Below are 16,582 nucleotides of genomic sequence, written 5' to 3'. Positions count from 1 at the left end.
CTCGTTGGTCGGCATGAAAGTACGACGTGTTCTCCATCCAGCAAGAATATTCACTTTCTTCCTCATCTTGCTCGTACTTCTCACAGCAGCCTTTTGGGCCGGAGCCACGGTTAAAGGCCCGAACGACGAAGCTCTGAACAACGCCCAGCGGCGCTTGGAGGTCACTTATCCAGTTTCATTGAAGGTTGTAGACAAGCAGTTGGCGCTCAAAGGGGTGGTCGTCCGGGGCCAGACCACAGTTGTCAGTCCCCCCACTTCGGGAACCTCCTATCGGCACGTCGTCACCAAGCCCGGTCCGCCGGTAGGGACGGTGGTTGCGCCAGGGTCGTTCCTTGGCGCTGTCGGAGGGCAACCGGTATTTTTGCTTCCCGATAATGTCCCCATCTACAGAGACTTGGACATCGGTGATTCGGGAGACGACGTCACTCAACTCCAAGAAGCCCTACGGACGATGGGCTTCAACTCCGTCCAAATCTCAGGGAAGCTTGATGCGGTCTCCCGCGACGCCCTTAACCGGATTTACAGTGGGGACGGGCTCGTCCCGCCCGGCAAGCCCGCGTTCAGGGTTGGGGACTTCGCTCAGATCCCTGGAAACAGGGGTGTAGTAGCCCAATCTGCTGGCTTAGCAACGCTAATCACAGAGACAACAGCTCTCATCACGATCCAAACAACACCGGACACCGTCGTGGCGCGTGCCTCCGTAGTCGACGCTGATGTTCTCTCGGCAGGCATTAAGGTCCGCCTTTCGCTGGGAAACGAATCCGTGGAAAGTGACGTCCTATCCGTGGGTGGATTTACGGACAAACCCGGACCCAGCGGTGAAGGACCCGGAAGGGATGTCACTATCTCCGTTCCTTTTCAAGGCTCAGCTTGGTTGATCCCTGACAAGCAGATCACCGTGCAGGGCGTGACGCCTCCCCAAGAAAAGCTTGCGGTGCCACTCATTGGAATCCAGCACGACGGATCCGGGCCATTTGTTGAGGTGCTCGTGCCGGATTCGTCCGGTAATTCGGAAAAGACCATATACCAAAGGGTCGACATAAAGGTGAAAGCGCAGGATTCCGGGTGGGCTGCCGTTGAATCGGTCACACCTCTTACAGCTGGCCAACAGGTTCGAATCCCATGAGAAATCCCAGCTCAGGCGTTGCCTTGCAAGCAAAGCATTTGAGGCGCGTCTACGACGGCGCAGTTTCGACCATCGCTTTGGATGAGGCCAGCTTCACCGTGCGTGAGGGAGAATTTGTTGCAATAGTAGGTCCTTCAGGGTCAGGGAAGAGTACACTCCTGAATCTTCTCGGCCTCTTGGACAGTCCTACCGGCGGCAACCTAGAAGTGATGGGGCGGCGCACAGAAGATTTGACCGAAAAACAGCGTAATAAACTGAGGTCGGAAACAATAGGCTTCATCTTTCAGAACTCATTCGTTCTCTCTCACGAACCAGCAGCGCTAAATGCCGCGCTCGGTTTGAGGATTCAAGGAGCACCCACCAGACAGAGGTCAGTCGCGGTGACTAGAGTTCTGACCCAATTCAGGCTTGCCGACCGCGCCAATGTTCGCGCGGGATTGCTGTCCGGCGGTGAGCGTCAGCGACTCGCCATCGCCCGAGCGATGGCACCTGGCCCTCGAGTGTTACTGGCCGATGAACCCACCGGCAACTTGGATTCAATGAACACAATGTTGGTCATTGAGGATCTTCGAATGATGGCACAAAGCGGAGTAGCCGTCGTTGTGATAACGCACGATGAGCAAGTAGCGGCCGCCGCCGACCGCCGCCTTTCTCTTACGGATGGCGTACTGACCGAGACTTGTTCCGGCCGAGTTCCAACCTCCCTTCCTCATTTCAAGGCAATGAAACCCGAGCCAAGCTTGGCGCGCACCGCCCCTGGGTCCAGTCTTTTGCGAGTTCTTGATTCCGTGGCGGATAGCCTGAATGAGCTCTCGACCCGACCACTGCGAACCGCGTTGCTACTTGCCGCTTTCCTCTTGGGGGCCGGCGGATTGACCGCGGCGAATGGACTCACTCAGACCACCTCCGTGCAGGTCGCCGAACGTCTCGATGTCGCTGCTCTAGACGAAGTTAGATTCACAGACGACCGGCTCACCCCCGGCACGATGCCTACCCTTACCGAACAATCGTCCATCGTTGACTCCGTTGGGGCACTGGAGGGGGTTGAACTCGTCGGGCTGACATCAATGGTGGCTCCATCGGATGGGGCTATCTCACGCCCGCCTTCCTCCGAAACGTATTTCAGTGGACCAATCGAGGTTGCGGACGTCAACTTCCTGACGATCTTGGACCTGGATATGGCGCCGCGCTCGGCGCAGGACAATATGAGGGTCTATCCCGAGGTTCCGTTCGCCGTGATCGGAAGGAATGCGGCCACAACGATTGGAATTCAAAATGCGGCACCTGGCATCGTCATCTGGGTGCAGGGCGCACCTGTACCCGTCATCGCCATTATCGAGAACAGCTCAAGGGACGCTTCGGCACTGGACAAGATCTTTCTGAACCCAGCCGCAGCTTTTTCCATCCGAAACCTACAACCCACCTACGTGGTCAGAACCAAGCTGGGATCCCCAGCCCCCTTGAGCGACGCAATCCCACGAGCCTTGAGTCCAGGTAGCCCTGGTGCGATCGACGTTCAGACCGTAGCCGACCTTCGAAGCCTCAAGACCGGTATCGGCGAAGAACTGGGACTTATGGTCGGGCTAATATCAATAGTTCTCCTTGTGCTGGCCTCTTTGACGGCCGCAACTGCGATGTACTTATCAGTACAGGCACGATCCGGCGAGGTGGCTCTTAGACGGGCATTAGGTGCAAGTAGGTGGGCCATTGCTCGTATGTTTCTATTCGAAGGCATCCTCATCGGAACGGCCGGGGGCCTGTCGGGCAGCGTTCTCGGGACAGCGGCTGTAATTGCCCTATCTGCGGTCAACGGATGGACACCTGTCATGACTCCCGTCATGGCTGCCATTGGAGTAGCCGCGGGTATGGTTACCGGTGCCACTTCGGCGGTGTACCCAGCTGCTGCCGCGGCGCGCGCTGATCCAGCGGTGGGCCTCAGAACTTAGAACCACGACGGCCCCCGCCACCAAAGGCGAGGACCGTCGTCGGGCTTTAAGAACCAGATCACCCGCCCGCAATCTCCCGCAGCGTCCGCAGGTGTCCCGCCCACACATCCCTGCCAGCGGCGGTAAGGCTGGCCGAGGTCCGCGGCATCTTGCCAGCGAAGCTCTTCCTGATCTTCACGAACTCCGCCTTCTCCAGGATCGCCAGCTGCTTGCTGAGCACGGAATCGCTGACTTGGATGGCGTCCCGCAGGTCCTTGAAGTCCAGTGACTCGGCCTTGGCCAGCGCCGCCATGATGGAGAACCGGACCGGGGAATGGACCAACTCGTTGAGCTGGTGGCGTGGGTGTTCCGCCGGAGCGCTCATGCGCGCAATTCCCGGAACGCGGCAGCGAGTCCTACAGCCCCCATGGCGATGGCTGCGGGCAGGTAGAACCACAGATTACCGTCGCGGAACAGGACAGTACCCATGACGAGGACAACAACGTAGAGGGCGAAATAGGCCAGGAGCGAGGTCAGGAAACGCTTGGTGAACCCGGCCTTGGTGGAATTTTGGAACATGGGCCAGATGCAGGCAGTGATGGCGGCCCATGCGCCCACGGAGCATGCCAGCAAGGCGGCACCATAGCCGGTCACCAGGACTATGTGCATTCCGATCATCAACATCGAGCCCAGGATGGCCAAGCTGGTGAACGTCACCGCAACCGGCCAAGCCGCTGCGTTGATTGATGTTGTGCCAAGTGATTCCGCCTTGGCCAGGAGCTCCTTGGCTTCATCTGCGGACATGTGACCAGTGGTGTCGCTCATGGTTCCCCCTCGATGTGAATTGATGCACTCATCCTAAGAAACTACTTTCCAAAGTGTCAAGTACTTTCCGCTAGACAGTCTAGTTACCTAATATCGAGCTAAACCCGGTAAATTTGGTTTCACGAGTTTGACCCTCGGTGAGCAACACCACTTAGCGCGCCTCACGAAAGCAGGATCACATGACCGTCTCTCCCCTCATCTGGGGCATCACCATCGTCGTCATTCTGGCGCTTTTGGCCTTTGACTACTTCTTCCACATCCGCAAGGCACACGTCCCCTCGCTGAAGGAAGCGGCCATCTGGTCCTCCATCTACGTGGGACTGGCAGTCGTCTTCGGAATCCTCGTCCTGATCTTTGGCGGGGGCCAGATGGGGTCCGAGTACTTCGCCGGCTACATCACGGAGAAGGCCCTCTCCGTGGACAACCTGTTCGTGTTCCTGATCATCATGTCCAGCTTCCGGGTACCCCGTGAGGACCAGCAGAAGGTGCTGCTGTTCGGCATCGTCTTCTCGCTGATCGCCCGCACCGGTTTCATTTTCCTGGGCGCCGCCCTGATCAACTCGTTCGCTTGGGTGTTCTACATCTTCGGCCTCATCCTGCTGCTCACCGCCGGCAACCTGCTCAAGCCCGGCGACCACGAAGGCGATCAAGCCAACAACTTCGTGATCCGGGTGGCCAAAAAGCTCTTCCACACCACGGACAAATACGACGGCGACAAGCTCTTCACCATGGTGAACGGCAAGCGGGCCCTCACCCCGATGCTCCTGGTGATGGTGGCAATCGGCGGCACGGACATCCTCTTCGCCCTCGACTCCATCCCGGCCATCTTCGGCCTCACCCAGAACGTCTTCATCGTGTTCACCGCCACGGCGTTCTCCCTGATGGGCCTCCGGCAGCTGTACTTCCTCATTGACGGCCTGCTGGATCGCCTGATCTACCTTTCGTACGGCCTGGCTGCCATCCTGGGCTTCATCGGCGTGAAGCTGATCCTGCACGCCCTGCACGAGAACAACCTCCCGTTCATCAACGACGGCGAGCACGTGAACGTCATCGAGATCACCACGGGCCTCTCCCTCAGCGTCATCATCGGCGTCCTGATCATCACCGTGGTGCTCTCTCTGATCAGCCCTGCGGGCAAGGCCCAGACCGCCATCAACAACGCACGCCGTCACGCCGTGGACTACCTGGATCTGGACTACACGGCGGACGCCAACGAACGCGAACGTATCTACCGCGCGCTGACCGCGGAGGAAGCACAGATTGTGCAGATGCCCCTGAAGTACCGGAACAAAGCCAAGGACGTGGAGACTATCCGCGAGCAAGTGAAGGAAGCGCACCGCCAGCACGAGGAATTCCTCAAGCGCGAGGCGCACTGACACCGCACTCTGACAGCAGCACCGTGGAACGACAACGGGACCTTGGCTTCGGCCAGGGTCCCGTTTCTTATTGAAAAACCCCACAAAAAAGAGGAGATTCCCTCTCCTCACTTTCAATCTATACGGCATGGGGGGCCTTGCCGCAAGGCCCAGGGGCTGCTGCACAATGGGGAGCTGAATCCGGACCAAGGAGCTCCCCGTGCCACTGACCACCAGCATTTTCGATCTTCCCGAGCACCTCTCCCCCAAGGCCAATCCCGCCCTGATATCCGACGACGACCATCACCTCGCCGCCGTCGGCACCAGTCTGGAACAGACCATCCAAGACCTGGCCGGCCAGCTGGAGACCACCAGGAAATCGCCCAGCCGTTTCGGGCAGGAAGCGGTGGAAAAGGACGTCGAGATCCGCCGGCTCACCAGCCGCATGAGGGCCCTGAAGCGGTTTGGCGTGGACCTCTGCCTGGGCCGAATGGTCAGCGAAACATCGGGCGAAACCCTCTACATTGGCCGTCTGGGCCTCACGGACAGTGACGGCAAGCGGCTCCTGGTCGATTGGCGATCACCCGCAGCCGAGCCATTTTTCGGGGCCACCCACGCCAACCCGATGGGCCTGGCAAGCCGCCGCCGCTACCGCTGGACCCGGGGCCGGATCACTGATTACTGGGACGAGTCGTTCACGGCATCGGACACCGGTGGGACGGCAGCCTTGGAGGATCTTTCCGCCTTCATCGCCAGCCTGGGCACCAGCCGCTCCCCACGCATGCGGGACGTTCTGGGCACCATCCAGGCGGACCAGGATGCGATCATCCGAGCTTCCTCCCGGGGCACGTTGGTGGTCGACGGCGGACCGGGTACCGGCAAGACCGTGGTGGCGTTGCACCGTGCCGCGTACCTGCTCTACTCCGACCCCCGGCTGGGGCATCGCCGGGGCGGGGTGTTGTTCGTGGGACCGCATCGCCCATTCCTGAATTATGTTGCGGACGTACTTCCAAGCTTGGGCGAGGACGGGGTGCAAACATGCACCATCCGCGATCTGGTTCCCGAAGGAGCCGCCGCCGCTCCCGAGGCGAGTGCCGCCGTCGAACGCTTGAAGTCGTCAGCCAGCATGGTCAAGGCGGTTGAGCGGGCTGTCCGGTCCTACGAGGTTCCCCCGGCTGAGGGCTTGGAAGTGGAGACGCCGTGGGCGGATGTTTGGCTCAGCCCTGAGGACTGGGCGGATGCGTTCAGCGCGCCCGGTCCGGGCACCCCGCACAACGAGGCGCGGGATGACGTGTGGGAGGAGTTGGTGGCCATCCTGCTGGACAGGTTCGACACCGACGAGGTTCCAGGGGACCTGCTGCGGCGTGCGTTCGCGCAGAACACCGACCTGACAGAGACCTTCCGGAAGGCGTGGCCGTTGCTCGACTACGCTGCAATGGTGGCGGACCTGTGGCGAGTACCCGCCTTCCTTCACGCAGCGGCGCCGTGGCTGACGGAAGAGGAAGTCGCCGCGTTGCAACGATCCGAACCGGAGGCCTGGACGGTTTCGGATCTTCCCCTCCTGGATGCCGCCCGCCAACGGCTGGGCGACCCGGAAGCGTCCCTCCGCGCCCGCCGTCGTAAAGCCGAGGCTGCCGCGGAAAAGGAACTGATGGACCGCGTGGTGGAGGACCTGATCGCCTCCGACGATTCCGAGCTCATGGTCATGTCCATGCTGCGGGGCGACGATATGCAGGAGAAACTCGGCGAGGACGCAGCAGCCATTGACCCTGACACGTTGGCTGGTCCGTTCGCCCACGTGGTGGTGGACGAGGCCCAGGAACTCACCGATGCGGAGTGGCAGGTGCTGCTGCAACGCTGCCCGTCGCGCAGTTTCACGGTGGTGGGCGACCGCGCGCAGGCACGCCACGGGTTCCGCGAATCCTGGCAGGAACGCCTGCAGCGCGCTGGGCTGGGCAGCGTGAACCTGGCCAGTCTCAGCATCAACTACCGCACGCCCGAAGAGGTCATGGCCCACGCCGAACCGGTGATCCGGGCCGCGCTGCCGGATGCCAACGTGCCCACCTCCATCCGGCGCAGCGGGCTGCCAATAGTTCGCGGAGCGGTGGATTCCTTGGGGACGTTGCTGGAGGACTGGCTTGCGACGAACGGTGAGGGCGTGGCGTGCGTCGTGACAATCGACGACGCCGGACCCGGCCCGCTGCCAGCGTCGCCGCGGATCCGGGTGCTGGCGCCGGAACTGGTGAAAGGGCTGGAGTTCGATTGCGTGGTGCTCATTGATCCGGACCGGTTCGGCGACGGAATAGAGGGCGCCGTGGACCGATACGTCGCGATGACCAGGGCCACCCAGCAGTTGGTGATCCTGTCCTCCACAGAGCAGGACCAGACTATGAAGCCGGTTTCCGCCACATGACAGCCAGAACCAGAACCAGCACGCTCAAACCAAGCATCACCAGCACCATGAGCCCCCAGTTGGCCTGGTTGACCCCCGGGCCGTAGAAGACGCCGATCAGCACAGTGGCCGTAATGGCTCCCAGGTAGCGGCACGTCTGGAAGATCCCGGCGGCCACTCCCCTTTCCTCGGGACGGGCGGAAACATACAGGCCCTGGTTGGAGGCGGTGCTGACCATGCCATACGGGACACCCATCAACGCCGTCATCACGAACACCAGCGGAACGGCCAAGGACAACGTCAGCGAACCCAACGCCCCGGCGGCCACGGTCAGCACCAGCACACCGGCAATGAGCACCGAGCGCACGCCGAACCGTTCAATCAACCTCACAGTCAGCGGAGTCACCACCACCGACAACGCCGCAAGGGGCAGCATGAGCAGGCCTACTATGCCGGCGTCGTAATGTCCTGCCTCCTGCAGCAACTGCGGAAGGCCGAAGAACGCGAAGTAGTAGACACCGCTGAAAACGATGAACAGCAGGTACACCAGCAACAGTGGCCGGTTCCGACCCAGCAGCCGGAGGTCAAGGAAAGGTGGTTGGAAACGCAGCTCGCGCCATGCGAAGAGGGCACCAACCACAATTCCGGCACCCAGCAGGTACCAGCGGTATCCGGGAGCCACGTTCAGGAGCGCCATCATGGCGAGCATCAAGGAGACAACAAAGGCAAGAATGCCCGGAATGTCCGAGTCGCGGATCAGCTTGCCCAAGGAACCGGTCTCACGTCCCGCATCAACGGGAGCCGTCTGCCGCACCACGATCATGGCCAACAGGGCGATGGGAACGTTGATCGCGAACAGCGCCTGCCACCCCACCAGGCTCACCAGCAGGCCACCAACCACCGGACCCACGGCAGCCGCCGAGGTGTTGGCCATCTGGATACGGCCCAGTGGCCGCGTGGATGGCAGGTTGGCCAGTTTGCTGAGTTCGGTGACCATGACGACGGCGGACGGGTACGCCGTCGCGGTTCCCACCGCCATGAGGGCCCGGGCCACGCACACCAGCGCGAAGTTGGGTAGGAATGGTGCGATTGCACAGGTAACGGCCACCAACGCCATGCCGAACATGAACAAGCGGCGCGGCCCAAAGCGATCGGCCAAGCGGCCCATGAGCGGCTGGCCTGCAGCGGAAGCAAGGTAGAAGGAGGTGATCACCCAGGTCACCGTGGCCACGTCCAACGCAAAATGCTCCCGCAGGACCACCAGGGCCACCGCGATCATGGAGGAGTTCAGCGGGTTCAACGCTGTGCCCAGGCTGAGGGCAGCTATCGCGAGGCCGGGGCGTGGATTGGTGGCAGTCACCACCCCAGCGTGGCGCATTGTTGCTTCGGGTCACCAAACTGGCTCGCGGACCGGACGCGGAGACCCGCGCCGGGGACCGCAGGGAACCGCAGGGAACCTCAGGGAATCTCAGGGAACCGCTATCCAACATCCCCTATGCGAGATTCAGTGCCCAAAAAGAGAGGCTCACGCTACTCCTCAAAGTGCGTGGTGACCCTGTCCGACGAAACGCCCTCAATAATGGAACGCGCCAGGTGCCGCAGCTTGATGTTGCGGTTGCTGGACGCTGTCCGGAGGATGGTAAACGCCTCGTCCTGGCTGCAATGGTTTTGGGCCATGATGGTTCCCACCGCCAGATCGATGATGGTCCGTGACTGCATGGCGGCCGCCAGGTCATTCCGGGCATCGCTGAGCTGGGCGATCTTCAGGGCCAGCCGAAGGGACTTGGCCGCATGGGAGGCGAACACCTCGGCACGCCGTACATCATCCGCGCCGAACGCATTGGAGTTCTCGGAGTACAGGTTCAGCGCCGCGCGCGTCTCGCCCTCAACAAGGAGTGGCACGCTCAGGATGGACCGCACTCCCTGCTCCGAAGCGGGATTCACGTAGTCCGGCCAGCGATGCTCGAGGGCCAAATCGGACACCAGGACGGACGCAAGTTGGTCCATGGCGGTGAGGCACGGACCGTTATATTCATTCTGGAGCTCGTCCATGATCCGCGCGCGCTCGTCGCTGCTTGCTACCGCGGGGGATTTTTTGCGTCGCAGCACGGTGATGCCTGCGGAAACAGGAGCTTGGTGACGGGACAAGCACTCGGCCGAAAAAGATGCCAGGTCACCCAGAAAACCCTCAACATCCTCGCTGTCCAGAACGAGGTCCAAGAAGTATCCATTGAGGAGAGCTTCCTGCTCCGGGCGCGGGTTGTACATATGACACGTTCCTACTGACTGAAAAGCGTCCCCGGCAGACAGCAAAGGAGCGAATTTGCCGCCCTCTGCAAAACGGTCTGGGAATACCTTATCGCCCAACGATCACCGGTACAAAGTCTATGCAAACTCCCTGATGATGACGGGGGAAACGCCCTCTGCCTGCAGCAACGGCACTAAGCGCGCGCGGCGCCGTCGAGCCCCGCCCGAACCTTATGCGAACCGTACGTCCGTGTCCGGGTCCTTGCGTTCGTCCAGCATGCTGACGATCTTGCTCTCCAGCGCTGCAACGGTGGCCTCCGGCAGGACGATCAAGCCGTCGAGTTCCTTGCGGGCACGCTTGTAGGCGGTCTGCCTCTCAGCAGGGGTGGCCGCAGCGTCCTCGGCGATGCGCAGCAGCTTCCGTGCCGTCGCCAGCCGTTGGCGTTCGGGGCCGGTGAAGTTGCCGTCCTTGATACGTCGGGCTTCCCGCTCGGCGACGTCGAACGCAAGTTCGTAGCTGTGGACGGCGGCGCGGTACTCGGCCACACGGGCCGGCGTCGTGACATCCTCGGGAGCAGCCGGCCGCAAGCCGTCGGCCTCCTTCTTGGCTTTGAGGAAGGCCACTGTGAGGGGTTCACGCACGTCGGTCATGAGGGGGAAATCGATGAGGTTTCCTACGTCGAGCTCGTACTCGAGCCACCTTTGGTTCACGGAATCATGCGCAGCAATGAGCGAGACCACCTCTGCTTGGTTGGCTTCCTCATGCACCGCCAGTTGGTTTTTCAACTTCAACAGCTCCACCTTCCGGCGGTGCCGTTCCTCGCTGGCCTTGGACCATGACCTCGCCCAACCACCAGCCATCCCGCCGATAGGAAAGATGAGCCACCAGTAACTGCCAAGGAAGTTGAAGAGGGGTTCCACGGCTCCATCCTGCCACCGGCTTGGACCGGGGCTCAACAGGACATGGCCGAACCGGCCGGGCAGGTGAGCGCATCTGCGCCCCGGGCCGAGGCGGCTAGGCTTCCCCTATGGAACAGCGACTGCACTTCCTCACCTTCGCCACGCCGGACCTTGATGCCGCCCGTGCCTTCTACAAAGACGGGCTCGGCTGGGACCCGGCCATGGACGTTCCCGGTGAGATTCTCTTCTTCCAGATAGCTCCGGGGCTGATGCTCGGCCTGTTCGACGCCGAGAAGTTTGACCAGGATCTTGGCGCTGCCGTGCCAACTGCGGGCGTGAGCGGGGTGACGCTCTCGCACAACGTCGGCAGCGCAGAGGAAGTTGCCAGAACCATCGAGGCTTTGGTCGCGGCTGGCGCAACGGTGGTCAAGCCCGCCCAGGCCGGAGCTTTTGGCGGGATCTTCCACGGCCACGTCAGGGACCCCAACGGCATCGTCTGGGAAATCGCCCACAATCCCGGCTGGACCATCTCCGACGACGGCACGGTGGTTTTCGCATGAGTTCACTTCCCCCGGGCCGCGCCGACGACGTGATTAACCAGGATGCGCGCATCCAGTTCGACACCTTCCTGAACGAGCACCGCAGGGCGCTCAACGAATGCCTGGACGATCTCACGGAAGAACAAGCACGACGACGGCTGGTCGCCTCACGAACCACGCTTCTGGGACTCGTGAAGCACGTGACATTCGTGGAACGGGTGTGGTTCGACGAAGCGATCACCTGCCGGTCCAGAGCCGACATCGGTATCCCGGCCACCCCGGATGAATCCTTCATCCTGGATGATGGCGACACCATAGCCAGTATTCAGAAAGCGCACGCCGAAGCCTGCGAGGCCTCGCGTCGGGCGGCCGCTCCCTTGGCGCTCGATGATCTGGTGTTGGGCAACCGGCGCGGCCCGCTGCCGCTCAGATGGGTGTACCTGCACATGCTGCGGGAGCTGGCGCAGCACTGCGGCCACGCGGATATTTTGCGGGAACAAGTCACCGGGTAGCCGCGGCCCCCTAAAATGTCAGACCCCCATGACAGGGTTGGTCCATGGGAGCGATAGGGCAGATTTTGGCGCGGAGGGCACGTTCGCCCCTCGCCGATGCCCGCCGCACTGATGCGTCCCGCGCTGACCTGACACTGCGCCCTCGACCCCGCAGGCACGTGGCCGGCTTCATCGATACAGGAGCGACCTCCCCCGAAGTGGCGGACGGTCACCTCGAGCAGGCTGCGTTTTCCCTGGAGTCCGTCAGAGAGACCATTTCGGAAGACATCCGGTTGTTCGGGGTCCAGGACGCGGCCGACTTTGCCGGCAAGGTAGAAGACTTGTCGCGGGTCTTGGAGTACTTGCAGGTGGTAGCAGCCCAAGCCGTGGAACGGACCAGGGCAGAAACAACCAGCCCGTTGGATGATGGGTATCGCAACGCGGCTGAGTTCCTCAGGGCACGGCTGCGGATCGGCATCAGTGAGGCGAAGCGCAGGCTGGCCCTGGCCCCGGACGTCCTGCCGGGAAGCAGCATCATCGGTCAGGACATCCCTGCGCGGCGCGAAATCCTCGCTGCGGCTGTCGGATCGGCGGAAATTTCCTCCCGCTCGGCCACGATCATCAGTAATTCCTTGGACAAGGTCCGGAACCTCACTGACCACCAGACACTCACGCGGATGGAACACGCCCTGACCACCACCGCGGTCCAGACCGACCCGGACTTCGTCTCCAAAATGGCGGCACGCTGGATTGACGTCATTGATCACGACGGTGCTGAACCCTCCGAAGAGGTCCTCCGGCAGGTCCAAGGCGCCTTCCTCCGGCGTCGACGCCGTCACGGACTGCACCACATCGAAATCTTCGCCACCACCGAGCAATATGAAACCCTCACCACTGCCATGAACGTCGCCACCAACCCACGGCTCACTACCCGCGCGGGCAGCACAGGAGGCGAGGAAGATACTGCTGGCGAAACCTCTTCCGGCCCGGAACTGGACCGACGGTCCCGGGCGCAGAAACTCCTCAACGGCTTGGTGGGTGCCTGCGGCGTCGCGATGACCACCGGGGAGCTGCCCTCCAATGGTGGGCTCCGGCCCCAGCTCACCGTGACCATCGGTTATCAGGAACTCTTCGAACAACTGACGGGCCCGGGCACCAGTACCGGCACCGGCACCAGCACCAGCACCGCCACGTTCGCAGGCCCGATCCACCCCAACACCATCCGCAAAATCGCCTGCGACGCCGACATCCTCCCCGTCCTGCTCGGCAGCGACTCGCGTGTTCTGGACATCGGGCGCGCCACCCGGATCTTTCCGCCCCACATCCGCAAAGCGATCGTGGCCCGGGACGGCGGCTGTGCCTTCCCTGACTGCACCATTCCGGTGCCCTGGTGCGAAGCACACCACGTCACCTACTGGTCCCAGGGCGGCACCACTGGAACAGACAACGGCACCCTGCTCTGCAGCCATCACCACCACCTCATCCACAAGGAGCAGTGGCGCATCGACATGACAACCGGGGTCCCGTGGTTCGTTCCTCCACCCCACATCGACCCCCGCCAATCACCCCGACGGAACCACCACCACCACACACCCCACCGGACGTAGAGCTGCCCGGCGGAGATCAGTGGTGAGCGCGCGGAAATTGCTGGGATAGGACCACGAGGTCGCGGGAAGCGTGCAGAAACGCCCGACGGGAACGGCGACCCCACAGCGTTCCGGCGAACTCGCGGCAGTCGCGGCACTTGCGGCACTCGCGGCGGTCCAGTCGATACCGTTGACATGTGACTAAACGGTCACCTATTCTGGCGTTATGGACCCCGTGTTCAAAGCCCTGGCAGACCCCACCCGCAGAGAACTGCTGGACGAGTTGTTCCGCGAGGACGGTCAGTCAGCCTCCGCTCTCGGAGCCCGGTTCGAGATGACCCGCTTCGGCGTCGCCAAGCACCTCAAGCTTCTGGAGGATGCCGGCCTGGTGGTCACCCGCCGTCGGGGGCGCGAGAAACTGCACTTCCTGAATCCGGTACCCATCCGCCTCATCCACGACCGCTGGGTGAGTAAATACGCAGAACCATGGGCCGCTGCCCTCAGCGACCTCAAATCCAGATTGGAAAGTCCCATGGAAAAAATCTTCGAAATCTACATCAAGACCACCCCGGAACGGCTCTGGGAAGCCATCACCAGCTCCGACATCCGCAGCCAGTACCAGTTCGGCAACGTCTTCACCTCGGACTGGACACCAGGCGGCCGCTTCGAGATGCGGAACCCGCGGGCCGATGAGCCGCTGGGTGAGGGCCAGAACATTGAGGTGGACCCGCCCCGCAGGCTGGTGCAGACCATGACTGCGCTGTGGGGCGATGATGTGAAGGCCGAGGGGACCTCCCGCATCACGTGGGACATCGAACCCGTGGGCGATTCGTGCCACCTCACGGTTACGCATGATCAACTCCGCGACGGCGCCAATGACCAGCTGTACGGCGGTTGGCCCATGATCCTCTCCGGCTTGAAGACGTGGCTGGAAACAGGTGAAAAACTCACTACGCCCGGCTCGCTGATGTACAGCTGAAAAACGCGAAAGCCCGCCCTGGCTGCTCGGCAAGGGCGGGCTGGTCGGCAAGGGCGGGCTTTCGGTAGCTGGGTGCTAGCCGATCACGATGTCCCGCGTCTGGTGGCTGTACGTGATGGTGACGGGGCCGCCGTCGTGGTTCAACTCGTGGTTGGCACCATCGCGGGCACCGAACGCGCCGTAGTTCTCATCCCAGGAGCGGTTCAGCGCAATCTTGAAGGTGTAGTGGCCGGCCGGCAGGTCAGCCGTCAGCGTCCACACCTGGACCAACGGATTGAATTCCATCTGCGCTTCGTCGTACTGGGGAGCCCAGTCCTCGGGAGCGCCCAGGACGGTGTTGAAATCGCCCGCCACTGCCACGGCGCCAGGCTGCGGCAAGCTCTCGACGGCGGGTGTCGCCTCGGGCGTGGTCGCTGCCTTGCGCGGGGACTTCCTGGCGGCCGGCGCCTTGGCAGCCGGCACCTTGGCAGCCGGCGCAGCTTTCGCCTTTGCCGCAGTGGCCTTCGGTGCGGACACCTTGGCGGCGGCGACCTTCGGCTCGGACACTTCGGTTGCCGCGAGTTCGGGAGCCGTGACCTTCTTGGTGGCCGCCCGCTTGGTGGCAGCCTTCTTGGCCTGGGCGTTGACCGGAGGGGCGGTGGGAACGGGAGTCTCGGCCGGTACCGGAGTTCCGGCGTCGAGTGCTGCCGCGAACGTTGCCGCATCCGGGAAGGCGACCGTGGCGCGGAGGCCGTCCTCGGGGATGGTCCAACCTGAACGTCCCTTCACCAGCCAGCCGGCTTTGACCAGCTTGGCCGATGCCGAGGTGAGGGTTTTGTGCCCGCGCGGGATCCCGCCGCTGAGGAGTTCGGACTCGTGATCATTGAAGGGAACGCGGGCCGTGGCTTCTGCCAGCACTTCACCGGCATTCAACGTGGCCCCGGACCACACGCCTTCGGCGAGGATGTCCAGAACAGCCTTCAAACGAAGGGTTGTGTTTTCCGCGGTGTTCGCGCCCATGCTTCTCCTTCAACGGTGGATACTCCACAGCAGTTTGCCAATGATTTGTTAATTCCCACGACTGCCCAAGGTAAACACCGCGTGTCGTGACTGAGTGTGACATCACAGCGTTTGCAAGTGATGTACGGGTATCGGCTGCCTGCCGTCGGCCGGACCTTACGGGTGCGGAACCGAGGCTTTAACCCACTCTGTGACTTCATCCAACAGTACGGCCTTCCGGGCGTCACTTGCGAAGGATGACTTGATGGAATTGACAGCCAGCGTGGCTTGCTCCGGGACGGAGAACTTCAGAACGTCCACCAGCTGCTCAAAGTTATCGTCCACGTAACCGCCAAAGTACGCAGGATCGTCCGAGTTCACGGACACATTCAAACCGATGGCCAGCATCTCAGGCAATGGATGGTCCGCCAACGTATCCACCGCACGGAGGCGCACGTTGGACAGGGGGCACACGGTCAGGGGAATCTGCTCCACAACCAGGCGCTGCACCACGTCGGAGTCCTCCATGCAGCGGATGCCATGGTCGATGCGCTCAACATGGAGGATGTCCAGGGCCTCGGTGATGTACGACGCCGGCCCCTCCTCACCCGCGTGGGCGATCCTGCGCAGGCCGGCTTCGCCGGCGCGCTGGTACAGGCGTTCGAATTTCGACGGCGGATTGCCCACCTCCGCGGAGTCCAGCCCGATGCCGGCGATCGGAGCTTTCATGGCAATGAGTTGCTCAAGGACTTCCACAGCGGACTCCTCGGACATGTCACGCAGGAACGCGGCGATCAGCAAGGTGGATACGCCAAAATCTTCCTCGGAGGTGGCCAGCGCAGTGGCAACGCCGTTCACGCAGGTCTCCAGGGCGATGCCGCGGGACGTGTGGGCCTGCGGGTCCATCATGATTTCCGCGTGCCGGACTCCCCCGGCCGCAGCGCGCTTGAGGTAGGCGCGGGTCATATCGGTGAAGTCCTGCTCGGTTTTCAGGACCGCCATGTTGGCGTAGTAAAGGTCCAGGAATGACTGCAAGTCCGTGAACTCGTACTTTTCGCGCAGTTCTTCAATGTCTTCATACGGCAGGTCAATGCCGTTTCGTTCGGCCAGGGCAAAGATCAGCTCTGGCTGGAGAGTCCCTTCGATGTGCAGGTGCAGTTCGGCTACCGGAGGTGCCGTCGTCGTTGTTTTCTCGCCAAATGTTTCCACCCGTCAACTCTAGGCCCGAACCCGCGGGCG

General features: G+C 62.2%; 15 protein-coding genes. 8 read left to right on the top strand and 7 right to left on the bottom strand.

Annotation, left to right across the window (positions count from 1 at the left end; genetic code table 11):
- The first annotated feature begins 13 nt into the window (after nt 1-13).
- Both JOE60_RS05020 and JOE60_RS05015 read left to right on the top strand, forming a co-directional pair.
- A complete protein-coding gene (locus tag JOE60_RS05020; protein WP_167264551.1) occupies nt 14-1,126 on the top strand; it encodes a peptidoglycan-binding domain-containing protein in 1,113 nt (370 codons plus the stop codon).
- Nucleotides 1,123-3,072: an ABC transporter ATP-binding protein/permease gene (locus JOE60_RS05015; RefSeq protein WP_167264550.1), complete on the top strand. Its 1,950-nt coding sequence runs from the start codon at nt 1,123-1,125 to the stop codon at nt 3,070-3,072. Before JOE60_RS05020 ends, JOE60_RS05015 begins: the two co-directional genes overlap by 4 nt.
- 58 nt (nt 3,073-3,130) lie before the next feature.
- On the opposite strand, the gene JOE60_RS05010 is transcribed toward JOE60_RS05015, so the two are convergent.
- Both JOE60_RS05010 and JOE60_RS05005 read right to left on the bottom strand, forming a co-directional pair.
- Nucleotides 3,131-3,436: a winged helix-turn-helix domain-containing protein gene (locus tag JOE60_RS05010; RefSeq protein ID WP_167264549.1), complete on the bottom strand. Its 306-nt coding sequence runs from the start codon at nt 3,434-3,436 to the stop codon at nt 3,131-3,133.
- Nucleotides 3,433-3,876, bottom strand: coding sequence for a hypothetical protein (locus tag JOE60_RS05005; protein ID WP_167264548.1), 444 nt, complete (start codon nt 3,874-3,876; stop codon nt 3,433-3,435). The genes JOE60_RS05010 and JOE60_RS05005 overlap by 4 nt, the downstream gene beginning before the upstream one ends.
- 179 nt (nt 3,877-4,055) lie before the next feature.
- Between JOE60_RS05005 and JOE60_RS05000 the strand changes: the two genes are divergently transcribed.
- Both JOE60_RS05000 and helR read left to right on the top strand, forming a co-directional pair.
- Nucleotides 4,056-5,252, top strand: a complete 1,197-nt coding sequence (locus JOE60_RS05000) for a TerC family protein (RefSeq protein ID WP_167264547.1) — start codon at nt 4,056-4,058, stop codon at nt 5,250-5,252.
- A gap of 199 nt (nt 5,253-5,451) precedes the next feature.
- On the top strand, nt 5,452-7,644 hold the full coding sequence (gene helR, locus JOE60_RS04995; protein WP_167264546.1) for an RNA polymerase recycling motor ATPase HelR: 2,193 nt from the start codon (nt 5,452-5,454) through the stop codon (nt 7,642-7,644).
- Here the strand turns inward: helR and JOE60_RS04990 are convergent.
- The 3 genes from JOE60_RS04990 to JOE60_RS04980 all read right to left on the bottom strand — a co-directional run bounded on the left by JOE60_RS04990 (nt 7,619) and on the right by JOE60_RS04980 (nt 10,791).
- Nucleotides 7,619-8,983 carry an MFS transporter gene (locus tag JOE60_RS04990; RefSeq protein WP_167264545.1) on the bottom strand — a complete coding sequence of 455 codons (1,365 nt, stop codon included), beginning with the start codon at nt 8,981-8,983 and terminating at the stop codon, nt 7,619-7,621. The genes helR and JOE60_RS04990 overlap by 26 nt on opposite strands.
- Nucleotides 8,984-9,153: 170 nt before the next feature.
- Nucleotides 9,154-9,891: a GAF and ANTAR domain-containing protein gene (locus tag JOE60_RS04985; protein ID WP_167264544.1), complete on the bottom strand. Its 738-nt coding sequence runs from the start codon at nt 9,889-9,891 to the stop codon at nt 9,154-9,156.
- A gap of 210 nt (nt 9,892-10,101) precedes the next feature.
- Complete coding sequence (locus JOE60_RS04980; RefSeq protein ID WP_167264543.1) at nt 10,102-10,791, bottom strand: hypothetical protein; 690 nt, start codon at nt 10,789-10,791, stop codon at nt 10,102-10,104.
- A gap of 107 nt (nt 10,792-10,898) precedes the next feature.
- On the opposite strand from JOE60_RS04980, the gene JOE60_RS04975 reads away from it, so the two are divergent.
- The 4 genes from JOE60_RS04975 to JOE60_RS04960 all read left to right on the top strand — a co-directional run bounded on the left by JOE60_RS04975 (nt 10,899) and on the right by JOE60_RS04960 (nt 14,365).
- Complete coding sequence (locus JOE60_RS04975) at nt 10,899-11,330, top strand: VOC family protein (protein ID WP_167264542.1); 432 nt, start codon at nt 10,899-10,901, stop codon at nt 11,328-11,330.
- Nucleotides 11,327-11,821 (top strand): DinB family protein, encoded by a 495-nt coding sequence (locus tag JOE60_RS04970; protein ID WP_167264541.1) that lies wholly within the window; start codon nt 11,327-11,329, stop codon nt 11,819-11,821. The genes JOE60_RS04975 and JOE60_RS04970 overlap by 4 nt, the downstream gene beginning before the upstream one ends.
- Before the next feature lie 44 nt (nt 11,822-11,865).
- Nucleotides 11,866-13,407, top strand: a complete 1,542-nt coding sequence (locus JOE60_RS04965; protein WP_167264540.1) for an HNH endonuclease signature motif containing protein — start codon at nt 11,866-11,868, stop codon at nt 13,405-13,407.
- A 205-nt stretch (nt 13,408-13,612) separates the two neighbouring features.
- Complete coding sequence (locus JOE60_RS04960; RefSeq protein ID WP_167264539.1) at nt 13,613-14,365, top strand: ArsR/SmtB family transcription factor; 753 nt, start codon at nt 13,613-13,615, stop codon at nt 14,363-14,365.
- Between the two features lie 75 nt (nt 14,366-14,440).
- Here JOE60_RS04960 and JOE60_RS04955 read toward each other — a convergent pair whose 3' ends face one another.
- Both JOE60_RS04955 and JOE60_RS04950 read right to left on the bottom strand, forming a co-directional pair.
- Nucleotides 14,441-15,364, bottom strand: coding sequence for a pullulanase X25 domain-containing protein (locus tag JOE60_RS04955; RefSeq protein ID WP_167264538.1), 924 nt, complete (start codon nt 15,362-15,364; stop codon nt 14,441-14,443).
- Between the two features lie 156 nt (nt 15,365-15,520).
- Nucleotides 15,521-16,552, bottom strand: coding sequence for an adenosine deaminase (locus JOE60_RS04950; RefSeq protein ID WP_167264537.1), 1,032 nt, complete (start codon nt 16,550-16,552; stop codon nt 15,521-15,523).
- Between the last annotated feature and the right edge of the window lie 30 nt (nt 16,553-16,582).

Source organism: Paenarthrobacter ilicis, assembly GCF_016907545.1.
Taxonomy (GTDB): domain Bacteria; phylum Actinomycetota; class Actinomycetes; order Actinomycetales; family Micrococcaceae; genus Arthrobacter; species Arthrobacter ilicis.
Note: the sequence above shows the minus strand (reverse complement) of the source record. Positions and strands in the feature narration are given on the sequence as shown.

Bases quoted from the DNA above. Each gene is read 5' to 3' on its own strand.
- JOE60_RS05015 (WP_167264550.1), top strand. From the start codon at position 1,123: ATGAGAAATCCCAGCTCAGGCGTTGCCTTGCAAGCAAAGCATTTGAGG.
- JOE60_RS04965 (WP_167264540.1), top strand. From the start codon at position 11,866: ATGGGAGCGATAGGGCAGATTTTGGCGCGGAGGGCACGTTCGCCCCTC.
- JOE60_RS04960 (WP_167264539.1), top strand. From the start codon at position 13,613: ATGGACCCCGTGTTCAAAGCCCTGGCAGACCCCACCCGCAGAGAACTG.
- JOE60_RS04970 (WP_167264541.1), top strand. From the start codon at position 11,327: ATGAGTTCACTTCCCCCGGGCCGCGCCGACGACGTGATTAACCAGGAT.
- JOE60_RS04955 (WP_167264538.1), bottom strand. From the start codon at position 15,364: ATGGGCGCGAACACCGCGGAAAACACAACCCTTCGTTTGAAGGCTGTT.
- JOE60_RS05000 (WP_167264547.1), top strand. From the start codon at position 4,056: ATGACCGTCTCTCCCCTCATCTGGGGCATCACCATCGTCGTCATTCTG.
- JOE60_RS05020 (WP_167264551.1), top strand. From the start codon at position 14: ATGAAAGTACGACGTGTTCTCCATCCAGCAAGAATATTCACTTTCTTC.
- JOE60_RS05010 (WP_167264549.1), bottom strand. From the start codon at position 3,436: ATGAGCGCTCCGGCGGAACACCCACGCCACCAGCTCAACGAGTTGGTC.
- JOE60_RS05005 (WP_167264548.1), bottom strand. From the start codon at position 3,876: ATGAGCGACACCACTGGTCACATGTCCGCAGATGAAGCCAAGGAGCTC.
- JOE60_RS04985 (WP_167264544.1), bottom strand. From the start codon at position 9,891: ATGTACAACCCGCGCCCGGAGCAGGAAGCTCTCCTCAATGGATACTTC.
- JOE60_RS04975 (WP_167264542.1), top strand. From the start codon at position 10,899: ATGGAACAGCGACTGCACTTCCTCACCTTCGCCACGCCGGACCTTGAT.